Annotated in this window: 17 protein-coding genes; 11 read left to right on the plus strand and 6 right to left on the minus strand. The window is 44.8% G+C overall.

Going from position 1 to position 22,533, the window contains the following annotated elements; translation table 11 throughout:
* Nucleotides 1-5 precede the first annotated feature (5 nt).
* The 3 genes from NM125_RS02545 to NM125_RS02555 all read left to right on the plus strand — a co-directional run bounded on the left by NM125_RS02545 (nucleotide 6) and on the right by NM125_RS02555 (nucleotide 7,122).
* Nucleotides 6-3,296, plus strand: coding sequence for an efflux RND transporter permease subunit (locus NM125_RS02545; RefSeq protein ID WP_255132549.1), 3,291 nt, complete (start codon nucleotides 6-8; stop codon nucleotides 3,294-3,296).
* Between the two features lie 9 nt (nucleotides 3,297-3,305).
* The gene (locus tag NM125_RS02550; RefSeq protein ID WP_255132551.1) at nucleotides 3,306-6,329 is read left to right on the plus strand and encodes an efflux RND transporter permease subunit; all 3,024 of its coding nucleotides are present in this window, start codon (nucleotides 3,306-3,308) and stop codon (nucleotides 6,327-6,329) included.
* Nucleotides 6,330-6,393: 64 nt separating this feature from the next.
* Nucleotides 6,394-7,122 (plus strand): acyl-[acyl-carrier-protein] thioesterase, encoded by a 729-nt coding sequence (locus tag NM125_RS02555; RefSeq protein WP_255132552.1) that lies wholly within the window; start codon nucleotides 6,394-6,396, stop codon nucleotides 7,120-7,122.
* Between the two features lie 247 nt (nucleotides 7,123-7,369).
* Here the strand turns inward: NM125_RS02555 and NM125_RS02560 are convergent, their stop codons facing one another.
* The 5 genes from NM125_RS02560 to NM125_RS02580 form a co-directional block, all read right to left on the minus strand.
* Nucleotides 7,370-8,191: an aldo/keto reductase gene (locus NM125_RS02560; protein ID WP_255132554.1), complete on the minus strand. Its 822-nt coding sequence runs from the start codon at nucleotides 8,189-8,191 to the stop codon at nucleotides 7,370-7,372.
* Nucleotides 8,192-8,269: 78 nt separating this feature from the next.
* Complete coding sequence (locus NM125_RS02565) at nucleotides 8,270-11,092, minus strand: lamin tail domain-containing protein (RefSeq protein WP_255132556.1); 2,823 nt, start codon at nucleotides 11,090-11,092, stop codon at nucleotides 8,270-8,272.
* Nucleotides 11,093-11,180: 88 nt separating this feature from the next.
* The gene (locus NM125_RS02570; protein WP_255132558.1) at nucleotides 11,181-12,482 is read right to left on the minus strand and encodes a dicarboxylate/amino acid:cation symporter; all 1,302 of its coding nucleotides are present in this window, start codon (nucleotides 12,480-12,482) and stop codon (nucleotides 11,181-11,183) included.
* Nucleotides 12,479-13,306, minus strand: a complete 828-nt coding sequence (locus tag NM125_RS02575) for a DUF92 domain-containing protein (protein WP_255132560.1) — start codon at nucleotides 13,304-13,306, stop codon at nucleotides 12,479-12,481. Before NM125_RS02575 ends, NM125_RS02570 begins: the two co-directional genes overlap by 4 nt.
* An 8-nt stretch (nucleotides 13,307-13,314) precedes the next feature.
* Nucleotides 13,315-13,563, minus strand: a complete 249-nt coding sequence (locus NM125_RS02580; RefSeq protein WP_255132562.1) for a DUF3098 domain-containing protein — start codon at nucleotides 13,561-13,563, stop codon at nucleotides 13,315-13,317.
* 90 nt (nucleotides 13,564-13,653) lie between these two features.
* Between NM125_RS02580 and NM125_RS02585 the strand changes: the two genes are divergently transcribed.
* From NM125_RS02585 to mazG, 4 genes are all read left to right on the plus strand, one after another.
* Entirely contained in the window at nucleotides 13,654-14,253 is a 600-nt protein-coding gene (locus NM125_RS02585) for a Maf family protein (protein ID WP_255132564.1), read from the plus strand.
* Nucleotides 14,250-16,154 carry a tetratricopeptide repeat protein gene (locus NM125_RS02590; protein ID WP_255132566.1) on the plus strand — a complete coding sequence of 635 codons (1,905 nt, stop codon included), beginning with the start codon at nucleotides 14,250-14,252 and terminating at the stop codon, nucleotides 16,152-16,154. Before NM125_RS02585 ends, NM125_RS02590 begins: the two co-directional genes overlap by 4 nt.
* 1 nt (nucleotide 16,155) lies before the next feature.
* Entirely contained in the window at nucleotides 16,156-17,424 is a 1,269-nt protein-coding gene (locus tag NM125_RS02595) for an asparagine synthetase B (protein ID WP_255132568.1), read from the plus strand.
* Nucleotides 17,425-17,492: 68 nt separating this feature from the next.
* On the plus strand, nucleotides 17,493-18,257 hold the full coding sequence (gene mazG / locus NM125_RS02600) for a nucleoside triphosphate pyrophosphohydrolase (protein ID WP_255132569.1): 765 nt from the start codon (nucleotides 17,493-17,495) through the stop codon (nucleotides 18,255-18,257).
* Here mazG and NM125_RS02605 read toward each other — a convergent pair.
* Entirely contained in the window at nucleotides 18,254-18,766 is a 513-nt protein-coding gene (locus NM125_RS02605) for a DUF2306 domain-containing protein (RefSeq protein ID WP_255132571.1), read from the minus strand. The genes mazG and NM125_RS02605 overlap by 4 nt on opposite strands.
* A 299-nt stretch (nucleotides 18,767-19,065) precedes the next feature.
* On the opposite strand from NM125_RS02605, the gene NM125_RS02610 reads away from it, so the two are divergent.
* The 4 genes from NM125_RS02610 (at nucleotide 19,066) to NM125_RS02625 (ending at nucleotide 22,470) form a co-directional block, all read left to right on the plus strand.
* Complete coding sequence (locus tag NM125_RS02610) at nucleotides 19,066-20,235, plus strand: citrate/2-methylcitrate synthase (protein WP_255132573.1); 1,170 nt, start codon at nucleotides 19,066-19,068, stop codon at nucleotides 20,233-20,235.
* A 170-nt stretch (nucleotides 20,236-20,405) separates the two neighbouring features.
* Nucleotides 20,406-21,155, plus strand: coding sequence for an aspartyl/asparaginyl beta-hydroxylase domain-containing protein (locus NM125_RS02615; RefSeq protein WP_255132575.1), 750 nt, complete (start codon nucleotides 20,406-20,408; stop codon nucleotides 21,153-21,155).
* A gap of 163 nt (nucleotides 21,156-21,318) precedes the next feature.
* Entirely contained in the window at nucleotides 21,319-21,744 is a 426-nt protein-coding gene (gene tnpA / locus NM125_RS02620) for an IS200/IS605 family transposase (RefSeq protein WP_432419280.1), read from the plus strand.
* Between the two features lie 228 nt (nucleotides 21,745-21,972).
* Nucleotides 21,973-22,470: a ClbS/DfsB family four-helix bundle protein gene (locus tag NM125_RS02625; protein WP_255132579.1), complete on the plus strand. Its 498-nt coding sequence runs from the start codon at nucleotides 21,973-21,975 to the stop codon at nucleotides 22,468-22,470.
* The last annotated feature ends 63 nt before the right edge of the window (nucleotides 22,471-22,533 follow it).

A 22,533-nucleotide genomic window follows, 5' to 3' on the forward strand; every position in this document is an offset into this window, starting at 1 on the left:
CTCCTATGAAAATCATTGACCTTTCTATACGCCGGAAAGTTACCATTGCCATGTTTACAGTCGGGATTCTGCTGTTCGGTATGGTTTCCCTCTCCCGGCTTAATGTAAACCTGCTCCCTGAACTCAGCTATCCAACCCTCACTATCCGAACCGAATTTGAAGGTGCAGCTCCTGTTGAAGTTGAAAACCTGATTACCAAGCCCGTTGAAGAAGCAGTTGGAGTTGTGAAAGGCGTACAACAAGTGCGTTCCATTTCCCGTGCGGGTCAGTCTGATGTAGTACTGGAATTTGCCTGGGGAACCGATATGAACATCGCGAACCTGGACGTTATGGCCAAACTGGATGCCGTTCAGCTTCCTTTAGATGCCGATAAACCGGTTACCTTACGCTTTGATCCCACCCTCGACCCCATAATGCGGTATGCCCTCTATTACAACGAAGGCGGGACTGATAATCCTTCCGGGGATGATGTAAATGTGGATTACGCAGGCTATCAGGACCTGGAAAGCCCGGACGCAATTTCCCGATTGAAAGGCCTGCGTGTATTAGCGGATGAACAGCTCAAAAAGAATTTAGAATCCGCCCTGGGGGTTGCTTCGGTAAAAATCAGTGGTGGACTTGAAGAAGAGATACAGGTAAACATTGATCAGCAGCGACTCGCTTATTTGAACATCCCTATTGAAAGTGTAACACAGATTTTAAGTGCCGAAAACGTGAATCTTTCCGGGGGTCGGCTTGAGGAAGGAACTCAGCAGTATCTGGTGCGGACGCTGAATGAATTTAAGTCAGTAGAACAAATTCGAAATGTGGTTGTTGCCCGAAATCAGGACAATACCATTTACCTGAAAGATGTAGCCGATGTAACCCAGGCATATAAAGAACGTGAGGCCATCACCCGCCTGAATGGTGCTGAAGCGGTGGAAATTGCCATATACAAAGAAGGGGATGCCAATACTGTAGCCGTGGCTGAGGCCGTCAACGCCCGAATGGGGAGTATCCGTGATGCCCTTCCTTCCAACATGAAATTGGAGAAAGTGTATGATCAGTCTGTATTTATAGCCTCTGCAGTTAATGAAGTGAAGAATGCCGGAATCATTGGTGGTATCCTGGCAGTACTTGTGCTGTATTTATTCCTCCGGAATTTCTGGACCACCGTCATTATTTCTGTTTCCATTCCGGTTTCCATTATTGCCACATTCAACCTGATGTACGGCAACGATATATCACTAAACATCATGTCTTTGGGCGGAATTGCTCTTGGTATCGGGATGCTGGTGGATAACTCCATCGTGGTGCTGGAAAACATTGCCCGGCACCGGGAAATGGGGAAAGGAATTGTGGAATCGGCCCGTGAAGGTGCCGGAGAAGTTGGAATGGCCGTAATCGCCTCCACCCTCACCACCATCGCTGTATTCTTTCCGCTGGTATTTGTTCAGGGAATTGCGGGACAGCTCTTCCGTGATCAGGCACTGACGGTGACCTTCTCCTTATTGGCTTCGCTGATTGTAGCTATCACACTGATTCCGATGCTTTCTTCAATTGGAGGAAAGAAAACCGAAACTCAGCCACTGAATTTAAAAGAGCCTAAAACCAAGGCCGGGCGTGGACTACGATCCGTACGTATGTTTTTGTTTTACACCATCCCTACTGCTTTAACAAAAGGAATTAAATTCATTTTCCGCTGGATTAGCAAAATTACAAAAGCTCTGTTTTCACCTTTTGTATGGGTGTTTGATCAATCCTATCAGGCAACGGAAAAAGTGTATGCCGGCTTACTACGCTGGTCTCTGAATCATAAATTTGTTGTGCTCTCGGTTGCTTTGTTGTCTTTTGTGGGGTCACTCGCATTGGTTCCCCAAATCGGCATTGAGCTCATACCTCAGCTATCGCAGGGTGAGTTTGCCGTGGAATTCAAGTTACCTCCCGGAACTCCAATTGAAGAAACCGATAAAGCCCTGCGCTCGGTTCAGAACAAATCCAGGAACCTGGATAATGTAAGAACCACCTTTGCTGTTGCTGGAACCGGAAACCAAATGGATGCCAATCCCGAACAAGGCGGCGAAAACTGGGGTGAGCTCAGCGTAACGCTTGCATCCGGTTCTTCCACTATGGATGAAGAAGCAGCGATGGATCAGATGCGATCTTCCCTTCAGCAAATTCCGGGCTTGCAGTACAAATTCTCCCGCCCCTCCCTGTTCTCTTTCAAAACACCCATTGAGATTGAAATTTCAGGTTTTGACCTGGACAAACTCAAACTAGCCGGTGATGCCGTGGCCCGTAAGCTTTCTTCAAACGACCGGTTTGCTGATGTAAAAAGCACCATGGAAACCGGAAGTCCTGAAATACAGATTTTATTTGATCGCGACCGGGCCGCTGCCCTTGGTTTACAGGTGCATGAAGTAGCTGACCGCATTGTAAGTAACGTTCGTGGAGATGTGGCTACCCGCTATTCCTGGAGAGATCGTAAAATTGATGTGCTGGTTCGAGCCCGTGAGGCCGATCGTGCATCCATCGATGAAATTCAGCGCCTGATTGTAAACCCGGACAGCGAACGTCCTATTCCTCTCAGCGCGATAGCTGAAGTGCAGATTGCCAACGGACCGGGTGAAATCCGCCGTGTGGCTCAGCAACGTGTAGCTATTGTTTCGGCTAACCTGAATTATGGTGATTTAGGCGAAGCAGCTGAAGAAGTAGAACAAGCTCTGGCTGAAACCACTTTGCCGGCCGGAATTCTTGCCCAAATTGGCGGACAGAATGAAGAAATGGCGGACTCCTTTCAGTCCCTCATTTTTGCTCTGTCACTCGCTATTTTCCTGGTGTACCTGGTGATGGCTTCTCAATTTGAGTCGCTGCTGCACCCATTCATCATCCTCTTTACCATTCCGCTGGCTTTGGTTGGAGCCATTCTTGGGCTGTACATCACCGGCACAACCATCAGTGTGGTTGTATTTATTGGATTGATTCTTTTGGCCGGCATCGTAGTTAATAACGCAATCGTGCTTATCGACCTGATTAACCAGATGCGCATGAAAGGCGTTGAGAAACTGGAGGCCATTAAAGAAGGTGGAAAATCCCGCCTACGCCCGATTTTGATGACCACCATGACTACTACTCTCGGCTTGCTCCCTCTCGCTATTGGTTTTGGCGATGGTGCCGAACTGCGTGCCCCGATGGGTATCACCGTAATCGGCGGACTGTTATTTTCAACCTTGCTCACCCTCGTAGTCATTCCTGTGATGTACGACATACTTGACCGCAAGAGCTATACTCCTCAACCCGAAACCGAAACGGCTTAATAAACTGCCATGCATATTACCGATTTATCCATACGTCGCCCGGTAACCACACTCATGGTTTTTGTGAGTCTGCTGGTTGTGGGTTTGATTGCCACCCGAATGGTTCCCCTTGAGTTTATGCCGAACATCACTTTTCCGGGAGCTTTTGTCCAGCTACCCTATCCAAATTCAACACCGGCTGAAGTAAACGAAAATGTAGCCCGACCCATTGAAGAAGTTCTTGCGACAATTAGTGGGGTAGAACGTATCAACTCAAATTCAGGAGAAGATAACGCCGGAGTTATAGTCATTTTTAAGCAGGGAAATGAAATTGATCTCAAAGCCATCGAGATTAAGGAAAAAATCGAAAGCATCCGAAATCAGCTGCCCGATGATTTTGAATACTATACCATCAATAAATTTCAGGACGGAGATGCTCCTACTCTTCAGCTGCGTATTTCCAGTAACCGGGATCTGTCAGACGCTTATGAGCTGTTGAACCGTAACCTGAAGCAGCGCATCGAGCGCATTCCCGGAGTTGGGCAGGTTACCCTGTATGGCGTAGAGAAAAAGGAAATACGCGTTGAACTTGATCCGGACCGGCTCACCCAGTACAACATTAACCTAAATAGGTTGAGCAGCACCCTAAGACAAGCGAATTTCTCGATTTCAGCGGGTAAAATCACTGATTCCGGACTGCGATACATGGTTCGTCCGGTTGGTAACCTGAATGGCGTTGAGGATATCGAAAATCTCATTGTGGCCGATAATAACATCCGCGTAAAGGATATTGCCACGGTTAAATATACATCCCCCGAACGAAATTATGCCCGTCACCTGGATCGCAAATACGCAATCGGATTAGATATCACCAAGGAATCTACCGCCAATACCGTACAGGTGGTTGATGAAGTTTTAGCTGAAATTGACAAGGTGAATGAGCTTCCTGAAATGCAGGGCATCGAGATTTATGAGATGTTTAACCAGGCGGATGGAATCCTGAGCTCGCTTCGGGAGCTTTTTAATTCCGGGATGATTGGTGCGCTACTCTCCGTATTCGTACTGTATATTTTCCTCCGGCAAATGAGCACCACCCTCATCGTTGCCACGGCTGTCCCCTTTTCACTCATTGTAACGCTTGGCTTTTTCTACTTCCTCGATATTTCTCTGAATATCCTTTCCATGATGGGACTGATGCTCGCTATTGGTATGCTGGTGGACAACGCCGTAGTAGTAACCGAGAACATACACCGGTATCAACGCAAAGGAAATGACGCTCGTAAATCAGCTATTTTTGGAGCCAAAGAAGTTTCGATTGCTGTTACTGCCGGTACGTTGACCTCCATCATCGTTTTCCTGCCAAACGTGGTGAACGAGAGCTTTATCTCTCAGCATATGTATTATATCGGCATGGCGATTATCATCGCATTGCTGGCTTCATTGGTTATTTCGCTGACGGTGATCCCCCTGCTCGCCTCCAAGATTCATCCGCCGGAAAAATCAAAGAAAAAAACGGTCATCGACAAGCTCTCCGTAAAATACTCCGCCTTGCTCGGATGGCTATTGGAGCGGCGTAAAATCTCGGTGCTTTTCATCGTTCTGCTGTTTTTGAGTGGCGGCGTGCCCATGGCTTTTATGAATGTGGATATGTTTCCCCGGGTTGAAGAACGGCAGTTAAGACTTCAATACAATCTGAATGCAAGTTATACCCTGGATCGAGTAAAAGAGTCGGTTGACCGGATCGAAGAATACCTTTACGAAAACCAGGATAAATTCGAAATAGAGTCTGTTTACACCTACTACCAGCCTGAATACGCCCAATCTACAATCAACCTTATTGACGAGGACGATGCCAAAAAAGCGGTGACGCAGATTAAGGAAGAGATCCAAAAAGACCTCCCTAAAATTGCACTCGGTCAACCTGCTTTTGAGTTTATCAGCCGAAACAGTGCCGAACAGGTTCGGGTTTTTGTTCAGGGCGAATCGATGGACGTACTTGAAGAATTGGCCGAACAGGTGGAATGGCGACTTGGTCAAATTGAAGGCTTTGCCGATGTTCGTTCCGAAGCGGAGGCCGGAAGTGATGAAATCCGCCTCACCGTAAATCATGACCGGGCACGGAATTTCGGGCTTACCTCATCGGCAGTTGCCAGTATGGTATCCGGAGCTATGCGTGGACAAACCATACAGCGTATTCGCGGTGAAGACAGTGAAATCGATGTGGTCCTTGCCTTTCAGGATGTGAACCGGCAAACCATCGATGACCTTAAAAACCTGCCGATTTCTATTAATGACGATCAATCAGTGAAGCTTGCCACCCTTGCCGACTTTGAAGAGCGACCCGGCGCCGGACGCATTTTCCGTGAAAACCGTCGCACTTCCCTGGGGATTTCCATCAACCTCGATGATATTACTTCGGATGAAGCCCGCGGTAAAATATCGCAGGTGATGGATCAGATTATATATCCCGCCGGGTACGGGTGGAGCTATGGACGGAGCTTTGGAAATGATATGGATGCGATGAATACCATGCTTTTTAATATTTCCATAGCTTTTTTCCTGATTTACCTGATCATGGCCTCCCTGTTTGAATCCCTTATTTATCCAACAAGCGTACTCTCCTGTATTTTTTACGGCATGATTGGAATCTTTTGGTTCTTCTTTATCACCGGAACCACTTTTGACCTGATGGCTTTCATCGGAATTCTGATTCTGATGGGTATAGTGGTGAATAACGGGATTGTACTGATTGATCATATTAACCATCTGCGCAGTGAGGGTTTATCGCGAAGGGAAGCGGTTATACAAGGCGGCCGAGACCGCATGCGCCCCATCCTGATGACTGCAGCTACAACTGTGCTTGGTTTGGTTCCCCTTTGTTTCGGAACCACACAGATTGGCGGCAACGGCCCTCCCTACTTCCCAATGGCACGTGCCATTGTAGGCGGACTTACCTTTTCTACAGTAGTAACCCTCTTGGTACTGCCCTCCATTTATGTGATCCTGGATGACATCAAGATCTGGAGCAACCGAATATTGTATGCGGCTAAGTAATCATCGACACATAAATCCTTTTTTTCATTTATGTTTGGGGTGATTCGGAACTTCACCTTCATCCATGACTGATAACATCACCAAGCATAGCGAAACCTTTACCATCCGGGCCAGTGAAGTTGGCTCCGGGGGACAAATTACCCTTCCGGCCCTTTGCTCTCTCTTTCAGGAAGTAGCCGGGAATCACGCCCACAAACTCAATTTTGATATCACTCAGCTTCAGGAGAAAGACCTCACCTGGGTGCTCCACCGAATGGATATCAAGATTGAGCGGTATCCAAACTGGCGGGAAAAAATCATTATCGAAACCTGGCCGGCCGCCGGCGATGCTTTACGAGCCTATCGGGATTACCGCATTTTGGATGAAGAAGGCGCCCAAATCGGGGCTTGCCTCAGCTATTGGATGATGATCAATTTAAAGACCCGCAAGCCCACCCGCATGCCACAAGACGTTCTGGACCTTCGGTTATCAGAATTGGAACATGTGATGCCGGTAAAATCCGATCGCTTGAGTTCCTTTGAGGATGCGGATGTAACTAAAAAGTTTGTAGTCCGAAATTCAGACCTGGATATGAACGAGCACGTAAACAATGCCCGCTTCGTGGAGTGGCTGATGGAGACTTACGATGATGACAAAGCCTACCTGATCAAAAACATGGATATCATGTTCATGCGGGAAAGCCACTCTGGTGATATGATCACTTCCGAACGAAAAAACGAAGAGCATCAAAACTACCGCCATCAGCTTACAAACCAGGATGGGGATGTACTGGCCTTGGCTGCCTGCAGCTGATTAAGCTCCTTACCTATACTATTAATAACCCTTCCAGAGTTACGGAAATTAGTCTAACTCAAGCAAGTGGGCTTAACTCTGGAAGGGTTATGGGGTGTTGGGGTGTATGGGGAATAAAAGCTTCTTTTTTTCTTGCCCGAATCTACCTTTCGATGCCTAAACTAACCCTTCCAAAGTTACTGCAACCGGTCTGACTCAAACAAATTTGGCTTAACCCTGGAAGGGTTGAATAGTTGCTTATCTGCTACTATTTATCCCATTCAGGGGCAAAGTCGGGATCGATTAAGCGGGTATCTTTCTGGATATCATCGATGGCGTAGAAGTCGTCATCTTCCAGCACAAAATCAAATACATCGATGTTCTCTTTCAGGTGTTCTTCCGAAGAGGCCTTGGGGATGGCAACCACCTGCTCTTGTTCTATCAACCAGCGCAGGGCAATTTGTGCCGGTGATTTCCCGTATTTTTCACCAAGCTTTTGAAGCAATGGATTTTCCATCACTTTTGCCTGTGCAAGCGGGGAATATGCGGTAAACAGGATATCCTGCTCGGCGGTATAGTCCAGTAAATCAAACTGGCTCAGGAAGGGATGGTATTCAACCTGATTGCAAAAGATGGGGGCACCAAGCTCTTCATTCACTTCCTTCAATAACTTTAGCGGAAAGTTGGCAACGCCAATGTTCAGTGCTTTACCCTGGTCGCGCAACGACAGAAAAGCCTCCATCGTTTTTTCGATATTTACTTCCGGGTTGGGCCAGTGTACCAGCAAAAGATCCACATAAGGAGTGTCTAATTCCCGAAGTGAGTTTTCTGCAATCTTTAAAACGTCGTCTTTCTCAAGATGGGTGTGCCAAACTTTGGTGGTAAGAAATATCTCTTCCCGATCAACATGTGATCTCTTGATGGCCTCCCCGACTTCTCTTTCGTTTTTATAGCTTTGGGCAGTGTCGATGTGGCGATAGCCAAGATTCAGTGCCAGCTTTATTGTGTTTTCGCCTTCTCTGCCAATTAATCGGTGTGTTCCTAACCCTACTTCGGGCACTTCCACCCCTTGAATTGTTTTAAACTGCATGATAGGTAAAGAGTACTTGTCCTTTTTTGATTTATGATTACTTATTTGGAATAACTGTTATCACACGAAATCTGTTCACTATTTTACTAATGTCATTTTTCGGGTCATAACACTCTTTCCAACTTCCAGCTGATAGATGTACATCCCACTGGGTTTGTCCGTAGCATCCCATTCAAACTGATGCTCTCCGGCCGACATGGTTCCTTCTGCAATCACGGCAACCGGCTGGCCTACAATATTAAAAATAGAGAGACGAACTTCTTCTGATTCCGGCAGATAAAATGAAATAATAGTGGCCGGGTTAAATGGGTTGGGGAAATTTTGGTGAAGCTCTACTTCCCGGGGCAAAGTATCGTCTTCCTCATCGCCTTCTGCAATTTGTCCGGGAGGTTGTATGTGAATCACAAAGCGGTCTTTTTCCGCATAATCTGATAACGAAGCTTCCCGGTTCTGACTGGCTTCCTCAGCTAACGCGGTGTGATCGAAAGTCATGCTGAAATCTTCTCTCAGAACATACTCTTTCTGTGCTGCTTTATCTTCCAGTTTAATTTCCCAATCGGCAGGAATAGCCTCCCACTCACTTATAGAAAGAGTCAACTTACCGGATCCGGAAGTACTAAACTGCAACGGCAATGAGAGTGCCTGTTCTATTTTCGAGGAAAGTGTAATCTCACTGAAATACTCCTCCCCGCCGGAAAATGCCATATCCAGGAATGAATGACCGCCCAGGAACAACTCCGGATACGAGTTGAGATCCATGACACTTTCCATGGTGCCGTTATCTACAAAATGAACAGTAACCGTTTCGCTCTGAGCCTGCGAATTAAGCATAAGGGATATCGTCGTTATTTCTCCATCCGTCAGTTCCTCTGTATCTGCAGCAGCTGCCGGCTGGCTGATTTCCTGCAGATCGAAATTTATTTCTATTTCAGGTTGGGTATTTTCCAGTATGATCCAAAAGGGAGCCTGAGCCGGAATTTGATCCTCTTCCTGCAGAGGCACAAAGTCTAAATCTCCGGTAGCATTTTGCTTCACTCCGTAGATAAGTGGTTTTATGGAAACTTCGGGATATTTCTCTTCAGCCAGTTCAAGAATTCGTTGTACACTGACGGGACTATCCACATTATTGTAAACCAGGTTCAAACCTTCCGTTCCGTTTAAGGCTTCATTTTGGTCATAATCAGTCGCTGAAACACTTAATGAGAGTGTGCTGCTATTCTGTTTCTTTTGTGAATTCTCCTTTTTCCACTCGGCTAATTTCTGTGCTTCTTCTCCCTCGAAATGCCCAATAAGAATTTCAAAATCAGACATGGAAGCTGACTCTGAGGTTACCTCCACAAATTGTTGTTCACTCTCATTCCAGCCTTTTAATCGTGCTTCCGGGAATACATCTTTAATTCCATCCGGCTGGGTAATTACTTTTAATCCCGGTTGAGCCAGTTGCTGTACGGAAGCCTGAAGCCCCAGCAGATTACCATCATTTACTTGTTGGTTGGCATTATTAATAACGTTACCGGAAACCAACTCATCCCGCCCTGAATTGCTTTCAGATAGCCTTTTCAGTTCTGAGTACTTGAACTCATGAATTTTCTCTCCGCTGAAATCTTTCAACACCAATTGTCCGCCTCTTCTATTCAACAAAGGCTTATCAAGATTGGTGTAAATAGTAGTCTCTGATGAATCTACTTCAGGCGCTGAAGCTTTATACTTAATACGAATGGTTTGCTGTGGAAATAGAACAGCATCTTCAGCAAATGTGTATTTCTGGTCTTTAGAGGAAAGGCTCCAGCCATTTAACGAGACCACGCCATCTTCCATATTCCGGAGTTCCACAAAGTCGGCCCCTTCAGGAGCGTTTATAACCTGAGATATTAACACCTCCGGCTTTTCATTGTCCAGAATGATTTTGCTGTGCGTGAGGAAATCTCCGTAATTTCCTTTCGTTAAATTCTGCAGGGTAAAAATACCGGTTTCTCTTCCTTCATAGTCACTGTCATCTGTAATCGGAACCCTTACTTCATATACGCCATCCCCAATCAACCCGGTAAAATTGAGGGTTGTGGTTTTAAAGTCGGTGTAATCATTAGGAGATGTGATACTTCGAAGGGTGTCAAACTTAACATCAACGGAAAGGCGAGAGCCATCATGTTCATAAATAGCAACATTCAAAATAGCTACCGAATCTGATTCCTGAACAGTAGAAACACTTTGATCAAAAAGAACGACCGGCGGGGCGAGCAAATTAAAGGAGGTTCCAAAAATTGGGAAAGGCTTGCTTTCACTTCCGCGCCAATGGCTTTCATTACCCACATATTGGAGTAACAAATTCCGGGTTCCGCTGGCTCCGTTTCTGATGTAATACTGATAGTTGGAGGCATCACCCAGTGTCAGGTAGGTGTGATCGCTTTCTCGCAAACTTTCCGGGATATCTGATCCCAGTGTTTCTTCCTCTGAGGTATTCCATACCACCCCTTTCCCCCAGCCTATAGCAAAAATAAACCGATATACTTCTTCTTTCTGATAGGCAAAAAGACGGAAGGTTCCGCCTTCAAAACTGATCTCACCTTCTATATCCAGACGGTCATCTTTAAAGTCGTTTAGGTGAATATTTGTACCGGCCTGAATCGGGCTCTTGAATGTTACCTTAAGCTCATTCCCGGATAAAGTTCGAGCTTCCTGATCCCACTTCCCATTTGAGAAATACAGCTCCGTACCTTCCTCAATATCGATAAGCGGCATAAAATCGATGGAATGAGTATCCGCATTGGCAGATACAATAACTACATCGCCCGGAAGCAATACAGACTGGGCTGTTGCCTTGAAACCCAAGGCGGCAACCAGCAAGAAGAGGGCGATATGTAGTGCTTTTAAATGTTTACCGGATAGTAACTTTTGAGCCATAGGCACACGTGTTACTCGTTAGTTTTGTTCCTTCAATTAACAGATTTTCAGGCATAAAGGCATATAAAATTTCCTGTTTTCTAAAATTCTAATCATCCAGATTAGGAGCCCCTAACCGCCCTTCTGAGGATGCCACTGCCACTGACACCGCAGCATCTCCCGTGATATTGACTGTGGTTCGGCACATATCCAGAATACGATCTACCCCAAGGATGAGCGCTATTCCCGCCGTGGGTACCTGAATGGCTTCCAACACAATGACCAGCATCACAATACCGGCTCCGGGAACACCGGCTGCACCGATGGAAGCTGCCGTTGCCGTTAACACAATCATCAATTGCTGAGCAATGGTTAAATCCATCCCTAATGCCTGGGCAATAAATACGGCCGCTACTGCCTGGTATAAACTCGTTCCATCCATATTCACGGTCGCTCCGATGGGAAGCACAAAACTGGCTACTTCATCTTCAACCCCGAGGTTTTTTTCCACACGCTCCATGGTAACCGGAAGCGTAGCTGAACTGGAGCTGGTACTGAAACCAAGCAGCATAGCAGGCTGTATGGCCCTGAAAAAGGTCGAAAGCTTCATGTCGCTCATCACTTTGAACAGGCTGGCATAAACTATAAAAACGTGAAGAATAAGGGCTATGATTACCGTCAGGCAATACCATCCCAAAGCGTATAATAATTCCATCGCCTGGGAGAGGTCATCCCCGGCAAGATCTATGATCAGGGAGGCCATCAACGCAAAAACCCCATAGGGAGCGGTAAGCATAATGAGCTCCACAATCCGAATAATAACATCATTAAATGCATCGAACACATCCACCAGCGTTTGCGCTTTTTTACCTCCAATCTGGATAATCCCAATTCCGAGAAGAATAGCTACAAATACCACCTGCAGCATACTTGAGTTATTGGATGCAGCAGCAAAGAAATTTTCGGGTACGATATCTACAATAAAGTCAAGCGGACCGCGATTCTGCACCAGTTCTGCCGTAGCGCTTCGATCGTCAACTGACTCGCTGTAGCTTTCCTGCAGGGTGGCTGTTGTTTCGGCCGGGAGGGTTTTTCCGGGTTGAATCACATTCACCGCTACCAAACCAATGGTAATGGCAAAAACGGTTGTTACGGCATAAATCGACACCGTTTTAAAACCCATTCTCGACAGTTTGGTGGTATCATTTAAACTGGTAACCCCTACCACCAACGAAACCAGCACCAGTGGCATCGCGATCAGCTTCAGCATGGCTATGAAAATGGTACCAAAGGGTTTGATGTAGTCAGAAGTAAATTCATTTAACCCGGTGACACTGGCCAGAAGCCCCCAAAGGAGACCTAAAATCAATCCAATTATAATTTGCCAGTGTAATTTTTTATACCATTTCATACGCCAATGATTAAGATTAATATCAAACTGATTACTGAAGCCAGGCCTGCAGAAATCCAATTCACGAAATTGTTGCTAACATACATATTCTCCAAACCAATTGATGAAAGTCCGGAAAGGCTGTATGCCACATTCTGAAAGCGGGCGCCAATGTAAGAATCGATGAGGGAACCAAAAAATCCGGTGATCGCAATTATCAGAATGGTTGAAAGCATGGCATCGATAGCAAAAAACCAGAACACTGCCGCTATAAAAGCTGCACCGGTAAGTGCAGCAACGGTTCCATAAAAGCTAATGCCGCCGTCGGTTCCGGGCTGAACTTTTTCTCCGGTAGTAATAAGCCGGGTTTTACCCTTTAGCCGGTTTTCTCCAATTTCTGTAGCCCAGGTATCGGAAGCAGCGGTTGCAATGGAGGTTACGGCGCCAATCAGAAAAGCATCTACATCGGTCAAAAACCAAATTAAAATCCAGAGGACAAACCAAAACCCGTTCGACCAAACCTGTTTACCATTACGCCGGAATTTCTTTTCCAGGAAACCTTCGCGGGATATTAAATCTTTTGAAAGCACCGATCCCGAGATAAAGAAGGCCAGCACTACGGCGGCGCCGGCAAGTCCGCCCAAACCATAAGCGAATCCCCCAAATATGGTTGCTGAAGAAGCACCGTCAATCGTTAACCAGTTCAGAATGAAAGCAGTGATGGATAACAAAGCGGCAAGAAAAAGCCCAAAAAGAATCTGGTTGTGTTGTTGAGAGTCACCAAACAAGATGAATACAAAAACCAGTGCTAACGAAAAGAAGATATTTACCCAGCGATCGAGCACGTTTTTATTTAGCTGGATGCTGCTTCAGGTTCTTCATCCCGGTCGTGCTTCATAATAGCAAATATAACCAGGATATAGCCGGCCATAATCACAATCGGAGAGATAAAAAGAGAAATAAAGCCGTCCACTTCATTTTCAAGGTACATGGCCGTAAAACCCGCTACAATCAGGAAAATCGCTATCCCGATGAGTTTGTAGTTATATGCGGAAAAAAACATCGGTTGATGATCCGCCTGTTTACGTCCTCGTTTTGCCATGTTCTTTTAGTTAACTTAGTTGAAATTTAAGATCGAAATGGTTGGCTAAGTTATTTAATTATCTGCTAAACCCAAAAGTGCAAATACGGTATGACGCGAATTGTTCTGGCTTCTCAGAGCCCCCGAAGAAAGAAATTATTACAACAGATAGGTCTGGCTTTTGAGATTTCCCCCAGTGATGTAGAAGAAATAAGCTCGCACACGGAGCCCGGGCCAATGGTGGAAGACCTTGCCGCTTTAAAAGCCACCGATGTTGCCTCCAAATTCAGCGATAGCTTCATCATCGGTTCTGATACCATCGTGGTGCATAATGGAGAAGTGTTGGGTAAGCCGGCAGATGCTGACGAGGCTTTTTCCTTTTTGAGCCGATTAAGTGGAACCCATCATTTTGTTTATACGGGAGTCGCATTTGTTAAAACTGATAAAAATGGCACGATTCAAGCCAAACATACCTTTTATGAACAAACAAAAGTTACCTTCAGCACGTTAGGTGAACAGGAAATTAAAGCGTATATAAAAAGCGGTAACCCCATGGATAAAGCCGGTTCATATGGAATTCAGGATGACTTGGGCGCCTTGTTTGTAGAAAAAATTGATGGGGACTACTATAATGTAGTCGGGTTTCCGCTGAACCGTTTTTACAGGGAGATAAAATCTTTCTTCCCGGAATTTGATATCATGAGTTCATGAACACTTTTTTAAAAACCGTTTTCTCTTTATTGATTATCGGGTTGCTGAGTTTCACAGCCACAGCTCAAAACAACAGCGACTTCCAGCTTGCCACCCGGCTTATGCAGCAGCAGCAACATGCCGATGCCCTGCCCCTGTTACAGGAACTGCACGATGACAATCCCGGCACTTACGTTTATGCCGACCGGTTAATCGACTGCCTGATCCAGTTAAAGCAGTATGATCAGGGACTCGAAATTGCCCGTAAATACCAGGACCAGCCCGAAGTTGAAAGTCAGGTAGAGATCCGAATCGGGGAAATCTATCATTTTAAGGAAGAGACAGAAAAAGCATTAGATATCTGGTATGCCAACCTGGAATCTCACCCCCGTCAGCTACAACTTTATATAACCACCGCCCGAACGATGGTAAGCCGGCGTGAATATGTTGAGGCCGTTGAAGTGTATAAAAAGGCGCGGAATGTATTTCAAAACGACCGTTTATTTTTCGGGGATATAGCAAATGCTTATATGAGAGCCGGCGAATACGAGCTGGCAATTGAAGAATGGCTGAATTTACTGGAATCGTCCCCAAACCAAATATCATACATACAGCGCAGTTTGCTTCGGTACAACGACCCTATTCTGTACGACATCACCATTATTGAACTTGACGAGCGGTTGGGTAAGCTCTCCATTTCATCCCCCAACTATCAAACGTTTTACCAGCTGCAGATTTGGCTGCTTCAGGAAAACAAATTATACCGCCGGGCGCTTGCCACAGCTAAAGAATATGAGAGCCGATCTCAATCCTACAACTACTCGCTGTTTAACCTGGGCAGGCAGCTGACCGAGAATAATGAATTTGAACTGGCTAAAGAAGCCTTCACCTATTACACCGACAATGCCTACGGTGAGATTAAGTGGCGGGGTCTGGAAGAACTGGCGGACACCTATTCAAAATGGGCCAAGTATATCGATGATTACAATCTTGACTTCACCAACAAACGAGACAGCCTCTATAAACTGGCTACCGTTATGCTGGATTCTATCGAGACTGAGACCAACAATTATAGCGGTATGGGGAATGTGCAGCTTAAAAGAGCCGAGTTAGCTCTCGACCATGTTTTTAATCTGGACAAAGCCCGAACAGCCCTCCGAAAGCTAAAAAACCTCCCGGCTATGCGGGACTCACCCGAGATTCCGTACCTGGAAGGACGAATTCATCTTGCTCAGAAAAAGTTTACCGAAGCGCGCATCAGTTTTACACGGGCTAATAAGCAAGCCGAAATTGGAGAACTCGCCGAAAAAACCCGTTACTTTCTCGCCCTCACCGATTTCTACGCCGGTGATTATGAATTTGCAGGCATTCAGCTGAAATCGCTGGGCAGGCAGAACACCTCTTATTACGCCAACGACGCCCTCGAACTTCGGTTATGGCTGCAACAGGGAACGGCCGTAGATACTTCAGGCAAGTTACTCTCCCGGTTTGCCGATGCTGTTTTCATGGAAAATAACGGTGCGTCTGCAAAAAGCTCTGAAGCATTTTTGGGAATGATAAACGATGAGAGTTTTACTGCTCTAAAAGATGATGCTTTACTCTTCTTCGTTGAATCTCCTCATATTCAAAAAGCCAAAAAGTATAATGAACTGAGCGTATTTTTGGTATCAAATCCTGCCACCCCCATCAAAGAGAAATTACTTTGGGAACAGGCAAAACTGGCTGAACAAACCAACATTCAATCAGTACGAAGTGCGTGTGAATCTACCGGGGATTGCTTTTGGAACCTTGATTCAACAACTTCAACAGCAGAAATTTCTCCAAAAGATATTTACGAGAGGCTCATACTGGAATATCCGCAGGGATTTTACGCTCCATATGCCCGAGAACGACTGACAGAATTAACCAATCAAAACTCCTGATATGATCAAGAGACTGCTTACGATATTATTATTTGCGCTAAGCCCGGTACTGATGGTTTCGGCTCAGCAGCATGTGCTGATTTCGATGGATGCTTCGCAAACCAACCATCTCAAAGCCTACGGAGTCATTTTTAATCACATCACCGATGGATATACCGCCCAGTGGCTGTTGAATTATCGCGGAGGAAGCTTCCTGGCAAAGGTTGAAAATGACATTGTTCGAAAAAGCAGGCTGCGTAATGTTTCTCTTGAAACCATCAGCGCATCTGAAGCCCGGCAGATTGTAGCGGATGTAGAAAGCAACAGCAGCAATACGGCCGTTGTGAACCTCGAGAAGGCACCAAAAATTGCCGTTTATACTCCCGACCAGGCTTTGCCCTGGGACGATGCCGTGACGCTTGCCCTCACCTACGCAGAAGTGGAATACGAGAAAGTGTGGGATGTGGAAGTGCTGGAAGGTAAGCTGGATGAATACGACTGGCTTCACCTTCACCATGAAGACTTTACCGGACAGTATGGTAAATTTTGGGCCAGCTACCGTAATATGCCGTGGTACATTGCACAAGTTAAGCAAATGGAGGCGATGGCCAGTGAACTCGGTTACTCCTCAGTCAGCGAACAGAAGAAAGAAGTGGCTCGCACCATCAAACGCTATGTAGGCAATGGCGGGTTTCTGTTTTCGATGTGCTCCGGAACCGATACGTTCGATATTGCCCTGGCTGCCGAAGGCGTGGATATAGCCCCGGAACAGTTTGACGGCGACCCTGCCGATCCCAATGCACAGGAAAAGCTGGATTTCAACAAAACACTCGCTTTTGAGGATTTTGAAATTGTGTTGAACCCCAGTGAATACGAGCATGCCAACATTGACGTTCCGGTAAGCATCAACCGGGTTGACCAATCACTTGACTTTTTTACCCTGTTTGAATTTTCAGCTAAATGGGACCCGGTTCCTACTATGCTAACTCAAAATCACGTGAGCAGCGTGCGTGGCTTTTACGGACAAACTACCGCCTTTCAAAAAGACAAGGTGAAATCATCGGCGGTGATATTGGGCGAATCTCCCGGCCGAGAGCAGGTTAAATATATCCATGGAAATTACGGTCGCGGCACCTTCACCTTTTACGCCGGGCATGATCCTGAGGACTACACACACCGTGTAAACGATCCCCCCACCGATTTGGCCTTACATCCCAACAGTCCCGGCTACCGGCTGATACTGAACAACATCCTCTTCCCCGCCGCCAAAAAGAAGAAGAAAAAAACTTAGAAATTGGAAATTATGGATTTTGAATTGGGTAATTTCAGATCCATAATTTTTAATTTAAAATTTCAAGTATGAAGCCAAGCCGGAAGTTTGAAGATCTTGTAGAGTTGGTAGCTATTCTCCGGAAGGAATGTCCCTGGGATCGTAAGCAAACCCATGAATCCATCAAAGACAACCTGATCGAAGAGGCTTATGAGGCCATTGAAGCGCTTGACAATCAGGATTTCGATGAGTTCAAAAAGGAGCTCGGCGACCTGCTGCTCCACGTTGTATTTCATTCCCGGATGGCTACCGAAACCGAGACCTTTGACATAGGAGATGTGATTTACACGCTGATGGAAAAGCTTATCCGCCGGCACCCTCATGTTTTTGGTGATACGAAAGTAGATGGCGAAGAACAGGTTTCTGAAAACTGGGAAAACATCAAACTTAAAGAAGGAAAGAAATCTACATTGGATGGCCTGCCTGCTCACCTTCCCGCATTAATTCGCGCGCAACGCATGCAAGAGAAAGCAGCGAATGTGGGCTTCGATTGGCCGGAATGGAAACTTGCCTGGGAAAAACTGGATGAGGAACTGCAGGAATTCCGGCAAGCTTTAGAGACAAATAATCCCGATGAACTCGCCGATGAGTTTGGTGATGTGTTGTTTTCCCTGGTTAACGTGAGCCGGTATTTTGACCTCAATGCAGAGGATAGTCTCCGAAAAACCAATGCCAAGTTTGAGCAACGTTTTCGCTACATCGAGAAAAAGCTAAAGGAGCAGGAAAAAGCCCTCAAAGATGCCACATTGGAAGAGATGGATGTGTTTTGGAATGAGGCCAAGAATCAGTCTTAATCAACCGAAGCATATTTTTTTCCGCCAAACTTTTCTAAAAAATAGCTCTTCTTCTTTTTAATCAGGTAAGCGCCTATGGCAACCGTAATTCCTGTGGCTGTTCCTACCAATATCCAGAATCCATCCCAGCCTTGAAAACTGAAGAACCGGGTAAAAGTTTCTGACCAGAACGCAGCATATAAGCCCACTACCGACCAGTTCATAAATTCATAGTGATACTCCAGCCAGGTGTCCTTTGGTTTCTTGAGGTAAGCGGGAACAAATCCGGCTATCACACTAACCAAGCTGATCAAAGCAAACACATGGAACGGCCCGAAAAAACCGAAGAGTTTGTAAATCATCAGGGCGGTTACATTCAGCCCTATCATTGAGCCAAAATAGACGTAGCCTAACTTTTTATGGAATGATCCCCCTTTCTTTATAAAAATGATAAGCGCACCCAAAATCATAGAAAGAATAGCAAAGCTGAAGTGAGCAAGTCCGATAGAGTCAAATTGATAAGATTCCATAGCTATATCTGAATTGGTTCGATAAAAAAGTACGCTGTAGTATCTTTGATGTTACACTTGGCTCAATTTCAGAAAACCTGCGCGTCTTCACACTTTCTTCAAGATCATTTGTTTTATTGAAATAGTTTTAAACAATTTGACTTAAAATTGTGCGGTCGTTTTACTATATTCGATGCTCTTCTCAAACGAGAATCGGATTTTATTACCAACCACAAACGCTTGTATATTTAAAAATGTTAGCAGCGTGAAGTTGGCTCTTACCGAGCAGATTATTCTTTTAACATAAATTGGAGTACTAAATGTCAGAAGGCATTCACACAGGCTTTGACGAGCAACAATATCCTTATATCAATAAAGGACTTGAAGGCATTGTAGCTTTTTCTACATCTAAAAGTTTTATTGACGGACAAAAAGGCGAACTTATTTATTCCGGGTATCTTATCGACACCCTGGCTGAAAATGCAACCTTTGAAGAAGTTTGCTTTTTACTTTGGAACGATCGCCTTCCAAACGCGGAAGAACTGGAAAGTTTAAAGAAGCTTTTGATTGAGCATCGTTCACTTCCTCAGCCGGTACTCGACTATATTAAAACTACCGATAAGAGCGCTGAGCCTATGGCCGTTCTGAGAACAGCCGTCTCCATGCTTGCAGACTTTGATGATACGCATGGCAAGTTTGATGACACTTTATTCGAAGGTCAGGCCATCGACATCACGGCAAAGATTCCTACTATCATTGCAGCCTTTGACCGTGCCCGTAAAGACAAAGACATTGTAGCGCCACTTGATGAAGGCAGCACTGCGTTCAACTTTCTATATATGCTGAATGGCGAGAAGCCCGGCGAGCAAGCTGAAAAGACCATGGATCTTTGCCTGATCCTGCATGCCGAGCACGGAATGAATGCCTCAACTTTCACATGCCGTACTATTTGTGCAACACAGGCTGATATGTATTCAGCCGTAACCGGAGCTATCGGTGCACTGAAAGGACCTCTTCATGGCGGAGCCAACACGGCTGTTATGAATACCCTGCTTGAGCTGGACAAAGATCCGGACACTGCAGATGCCGTTGAATTCACCAAAAAGAAACTGGCTAATAAAGAGAAGATTTCAGGTTTTGGTCACCGTGTGTATAAAACTTTTGATCCACGTGCCCGACTGCTGCAAACCATGTCCAAAGATCTTTCTGAAGAAACGGGACATCAGCAATTGTATGAGTGGTCGATGGATATGCTGAACACTATGAAGAGTGAAAAAGATATCGATCCTAACGTAGATTTCTTTTCAGCTACGGTTTACTATTCTATCGGAATTGAGCCTGATCTGTACACCTGTATTTTCACGATGAGTCGTGTTTCAGGCTGGACCGGGCATTTCATGGAACAAGCAGCTAATAACCGCCTGATTCGCCCGCGAGCTCTTTATGTTGGTGAGAAAGGGCTGGAATGGACTCCGGTTGAAGAACGGTAAAGAATTGCGAATCTAGTAATGGTTTTTTTTAAGCTCGGTTAAGTAATTGACCGAGCTTTTTTTGTACCCTTTTTCTGAGTAAAGTTTTAAAAAATTTTTGATTGACATATAACCGTAATTCGATTATTCTCTTGTCTTTGATTAATGATCATATCATACAAGGCGTTTAAATGGATCCTCTAAAAACTCTGAATAAAATAGTATTCACATTAGAACAGAGGGGTTGGATTAAAAAAACCCCCGCTTTTATTTACAATTATGAAAATGAATACCCCGACTTTAAAATACTCGAAGAAAATGCAGATATTATTCAGAGAGAGTGCCGGGAACTCTTGAATATCAAAGACAATATCCCAGATTTGGATGGACTGGCAGGTGCTAAAACCAAAGGGGGGGTACAGGCGATCAAGTGGAAATCATTTATGTTCAAGTCGGGGGACTTCATTGAAGAAAACTGTAGTCTCTGCCCTGAAACCGCCGACCTTCTTCGAGGAATACCTCGAATAAAACAAGCCTTTTTTTCTATTCTAGACCCAGAACAATACATTAAACCTCATTTTGGGTATTATAAAGGTTTTTTACGATACCATTTAGGTGTAATCATCCCAGGAAATAACGCAGACAATAATTGCAGGATCCGGATCAATGACCAGTGTGAGGTTTTTAACTGTGAAGATAAATCTAAGATTGAACATGGTGAATCCTATTTCTGGAAGAACGGGGAAGGTATAATGTTTAATGATGTATATTTGCACGATGCAACAAATCAAACGAAAGAGATTCGCGTAGTTTTGTTCATCGATGTGTTACGAAAATTTCATTGGTCTATTGATTGGATTAACAAATTGATATTATTTGTAGGTTATAAAACAAAATCCGTCAAACAAATCGCCAAAAATGCAAAGGTAAAAACCACATAATCCTACTTTGAGTATGATGAGTTTTTAAACTGGCTCCGAAGCTTAGCGTCGGAGCCTTTTTTATTGGTCCCAGCCGAGGGTTTAAAACCCTGCACTTTTAGTGCAGCACTTTAGTATTCCGAAAAAATCTAAAAGGTGTTATTATGGGTTTATGGAAAGGGGAATGCGAAGAGGAAGTCATACGGTAAGTAGGTTGACGTGTCATATTGTGTGGGTGACTAAATATAGATACCATGTACTGAAAGGCGATGTGCAAAAGCGCTGTCGGGAGCTGCTGATCCAGGTATGTGAAGGAGAGGAGGTACAGATTTTGAAAGGGGTAGTGAGTAAAGACCACATTCATATCCACATTGAATATCCACCCCGAATAGCATTGAGTCAGTTTGTAAAGCGGATGAAGGGGCGAAGTTCGCATATACTTCAAAAAGAGTTTCCCCATCTTCAGGATAGATATTGGGGGAGGCATTTTTGGGCGACAGGATATGGAGTTTGGAGTACGGGCAATATCACTGATGAGATGGTCCAACAATACTTAGAGCATCATAGAAACAAAGATGATGAAGATAATTCAGATTTCATCTTGGAATGAGAACCGGGACTTTCAGTCCCACATAAAACCTCTGCACTTTTAGTGCAGAGTGGTTTAGTTCCAGATTCCGTCACACCTATTCCTTTCTTCAGGTGTAATTGGTCATTTCGTGAAGTTAAATGTATTAGCTAATCTATTATTCAAAAATTCTTTTCATCTCATCTTAACATTTCAATATTAACATAAAGCTAATAGTTGAGATCTGTTTACTATTTAAACCTAAGCGTCATGGCTCGTCCTAAAACAAAGAAAGAATTAAAGGAACTGAGTAAGCAGAATTTTGCCAAACTTAATCAGTTGATTGACTCATATTCTGCAGAGGAACAAAATGCCGAATTTCCGGAAGGGACAATGAACAGGAACATTAGAGATGTACTCGCTCATCTTCACCATTGGCATTTAATGATGTTGGATTGGTATGAAGTGGGGATGAAGGGAGAAAAACCGGAGATGCCCGCTAAGGGACACACATGGAAAACAACTCCTGAGCTAAATAAAGAAATTTGGACAAAATACAGGAATGTCGAACTCAATAAAATTCGGGAAGATTTGAGTCTATCCTTCCTAAAACTTCAAAAAATCATTACCCAACATTCGAATGAAGAACTTTTTGAGAAAAAAAGATTTAAGTGGACCGGATCTACATCACTTGGAGCTTACCTGATTTCTGCTACTTCAAGCCATTACGACTGGGCTCTTAAACTCATTAAAAAAGCAAAGAAATAACATCAACGTAGCTTATCTATCAGGATCAGCACCTGTTATTTTGCTCAGCATAACATAAACTCT

It is taken from the genome of Gracilimonas sediminicola, assembly GCF_024320785.1.
GTDB lineage: Bacteria > Bacteroidota > Rhodothermia > Balneolales > Balneolaceae > Gracilimonas > Gracilimonas sediminicola.

Bases quoted from the DNA above. Each gene is read 5' to 3' on its own strand.
- NM125_RS02625 (WP_255132579.1), top strand. From the start codon at position 21,973: ATGGCTCGTCCTAAAACAAAGAAAGAATTAAAGGAACTGAGTAAGCAG.
- NM125_RS02550 (WP_255132551.1), top strand. From the start codon at position 3,306: ATGCATATTACCGATTTATCCATACGTCGCCCGGTAACCACACTCATG.
- NM125_RS02555 (WP_255132552.1), top strand. From the start codon at position 6,394: ATGACTGATAACATCACCAAGCATAGCGAAACCTTTACCATCCGGGCC.
- NM125_RS02545 (WP_255132549.1), top strand. From the start codon at position 6: ATGAAAATCATTGACCTTTCTATACGCCGGAAAGTTACCATTGCCATG.
- mazG (WP_255132569.1), top strand. From the start codon at position 17,493: ATGAAGCCAAGCCGGAAGTTTGAAGATCTTGTAGAGTTGGTAGCTATT.
- NM125_RS02585 (WP_255132564.1), top strand. From the start codon at position 13,654: ATGACGCGAATTGTTCTGGCTTCTCAGAGCCCCCGAAGAAAGAAATTA.
- NM125_RS02605 (WP_255132571.1), bottom strand. From the start codon at position 18,766: ATGGAATCTTATCAATTTGACTCTATCGGACTTGCTCACTTCAGCTTT.
- tnpA (WP_432419280.1), top strand. From the start codon at position 21,319: ATGCGAAGAGGAAGTCATACGGTAAGTAGGTTGACGTGTCATATTGTG.
- NM125_RS02595 (WP_255132568.1), top strand. From the start codon at position 16,156: ATGATCAAGAGACTGCTTACGATATTATTATTTGCGCTAAGCCCGGTA.
- NM125_RS02590 (WP_255132566.1), top strand. From the start codon at position 14,250: ATGAACACTTTTTTAAAAACCGTTTTCTCTTTATTGATTATCGGGTTG.
- NM125_RS02580 (WP_255132562.1), bottom strand. From the start codon at position 13,563: ATGGCAAAACGAGGACGTAAACAGGCGGATCATCAACCGATGTTTTTT.
- NM125_RS02565 (WP_255132556.1), bottom strand. From the start codon at position 11,092: ATGGCTCAAAAGTTACTATCCGGTAAACATTTAAAAGCACTACATATC.
- NM125_RS02570 (WP_255132558.1), bottom strand. From the start codon at position 12,482: ATGAAATGGTATAAAAAATTACACTGGCAAATTATAATTGGATTGATT.
- NM125_RS02610 (WP_255132573.1), top strand. From the start codon at position 19,066: ATGTCAGAAGGCATTCACACAGGCTTTGACGAGCAACAATATCCTTAT.
- NM125_RS02560 (WP_255132554.1), bottom strand. From the start codon at position 8,191: ATGCAGTTTAAAACAATTCAAGGGGTGGAAGTGCCCGAAGTAGGGTTA.
- NM125_RS02615 (WP_255132575.1), top strand. From the start codon at position 20,406: ATGGATCCTCTAAAAACTCTGAATAAAATAGTATTCACATTAGAACAG.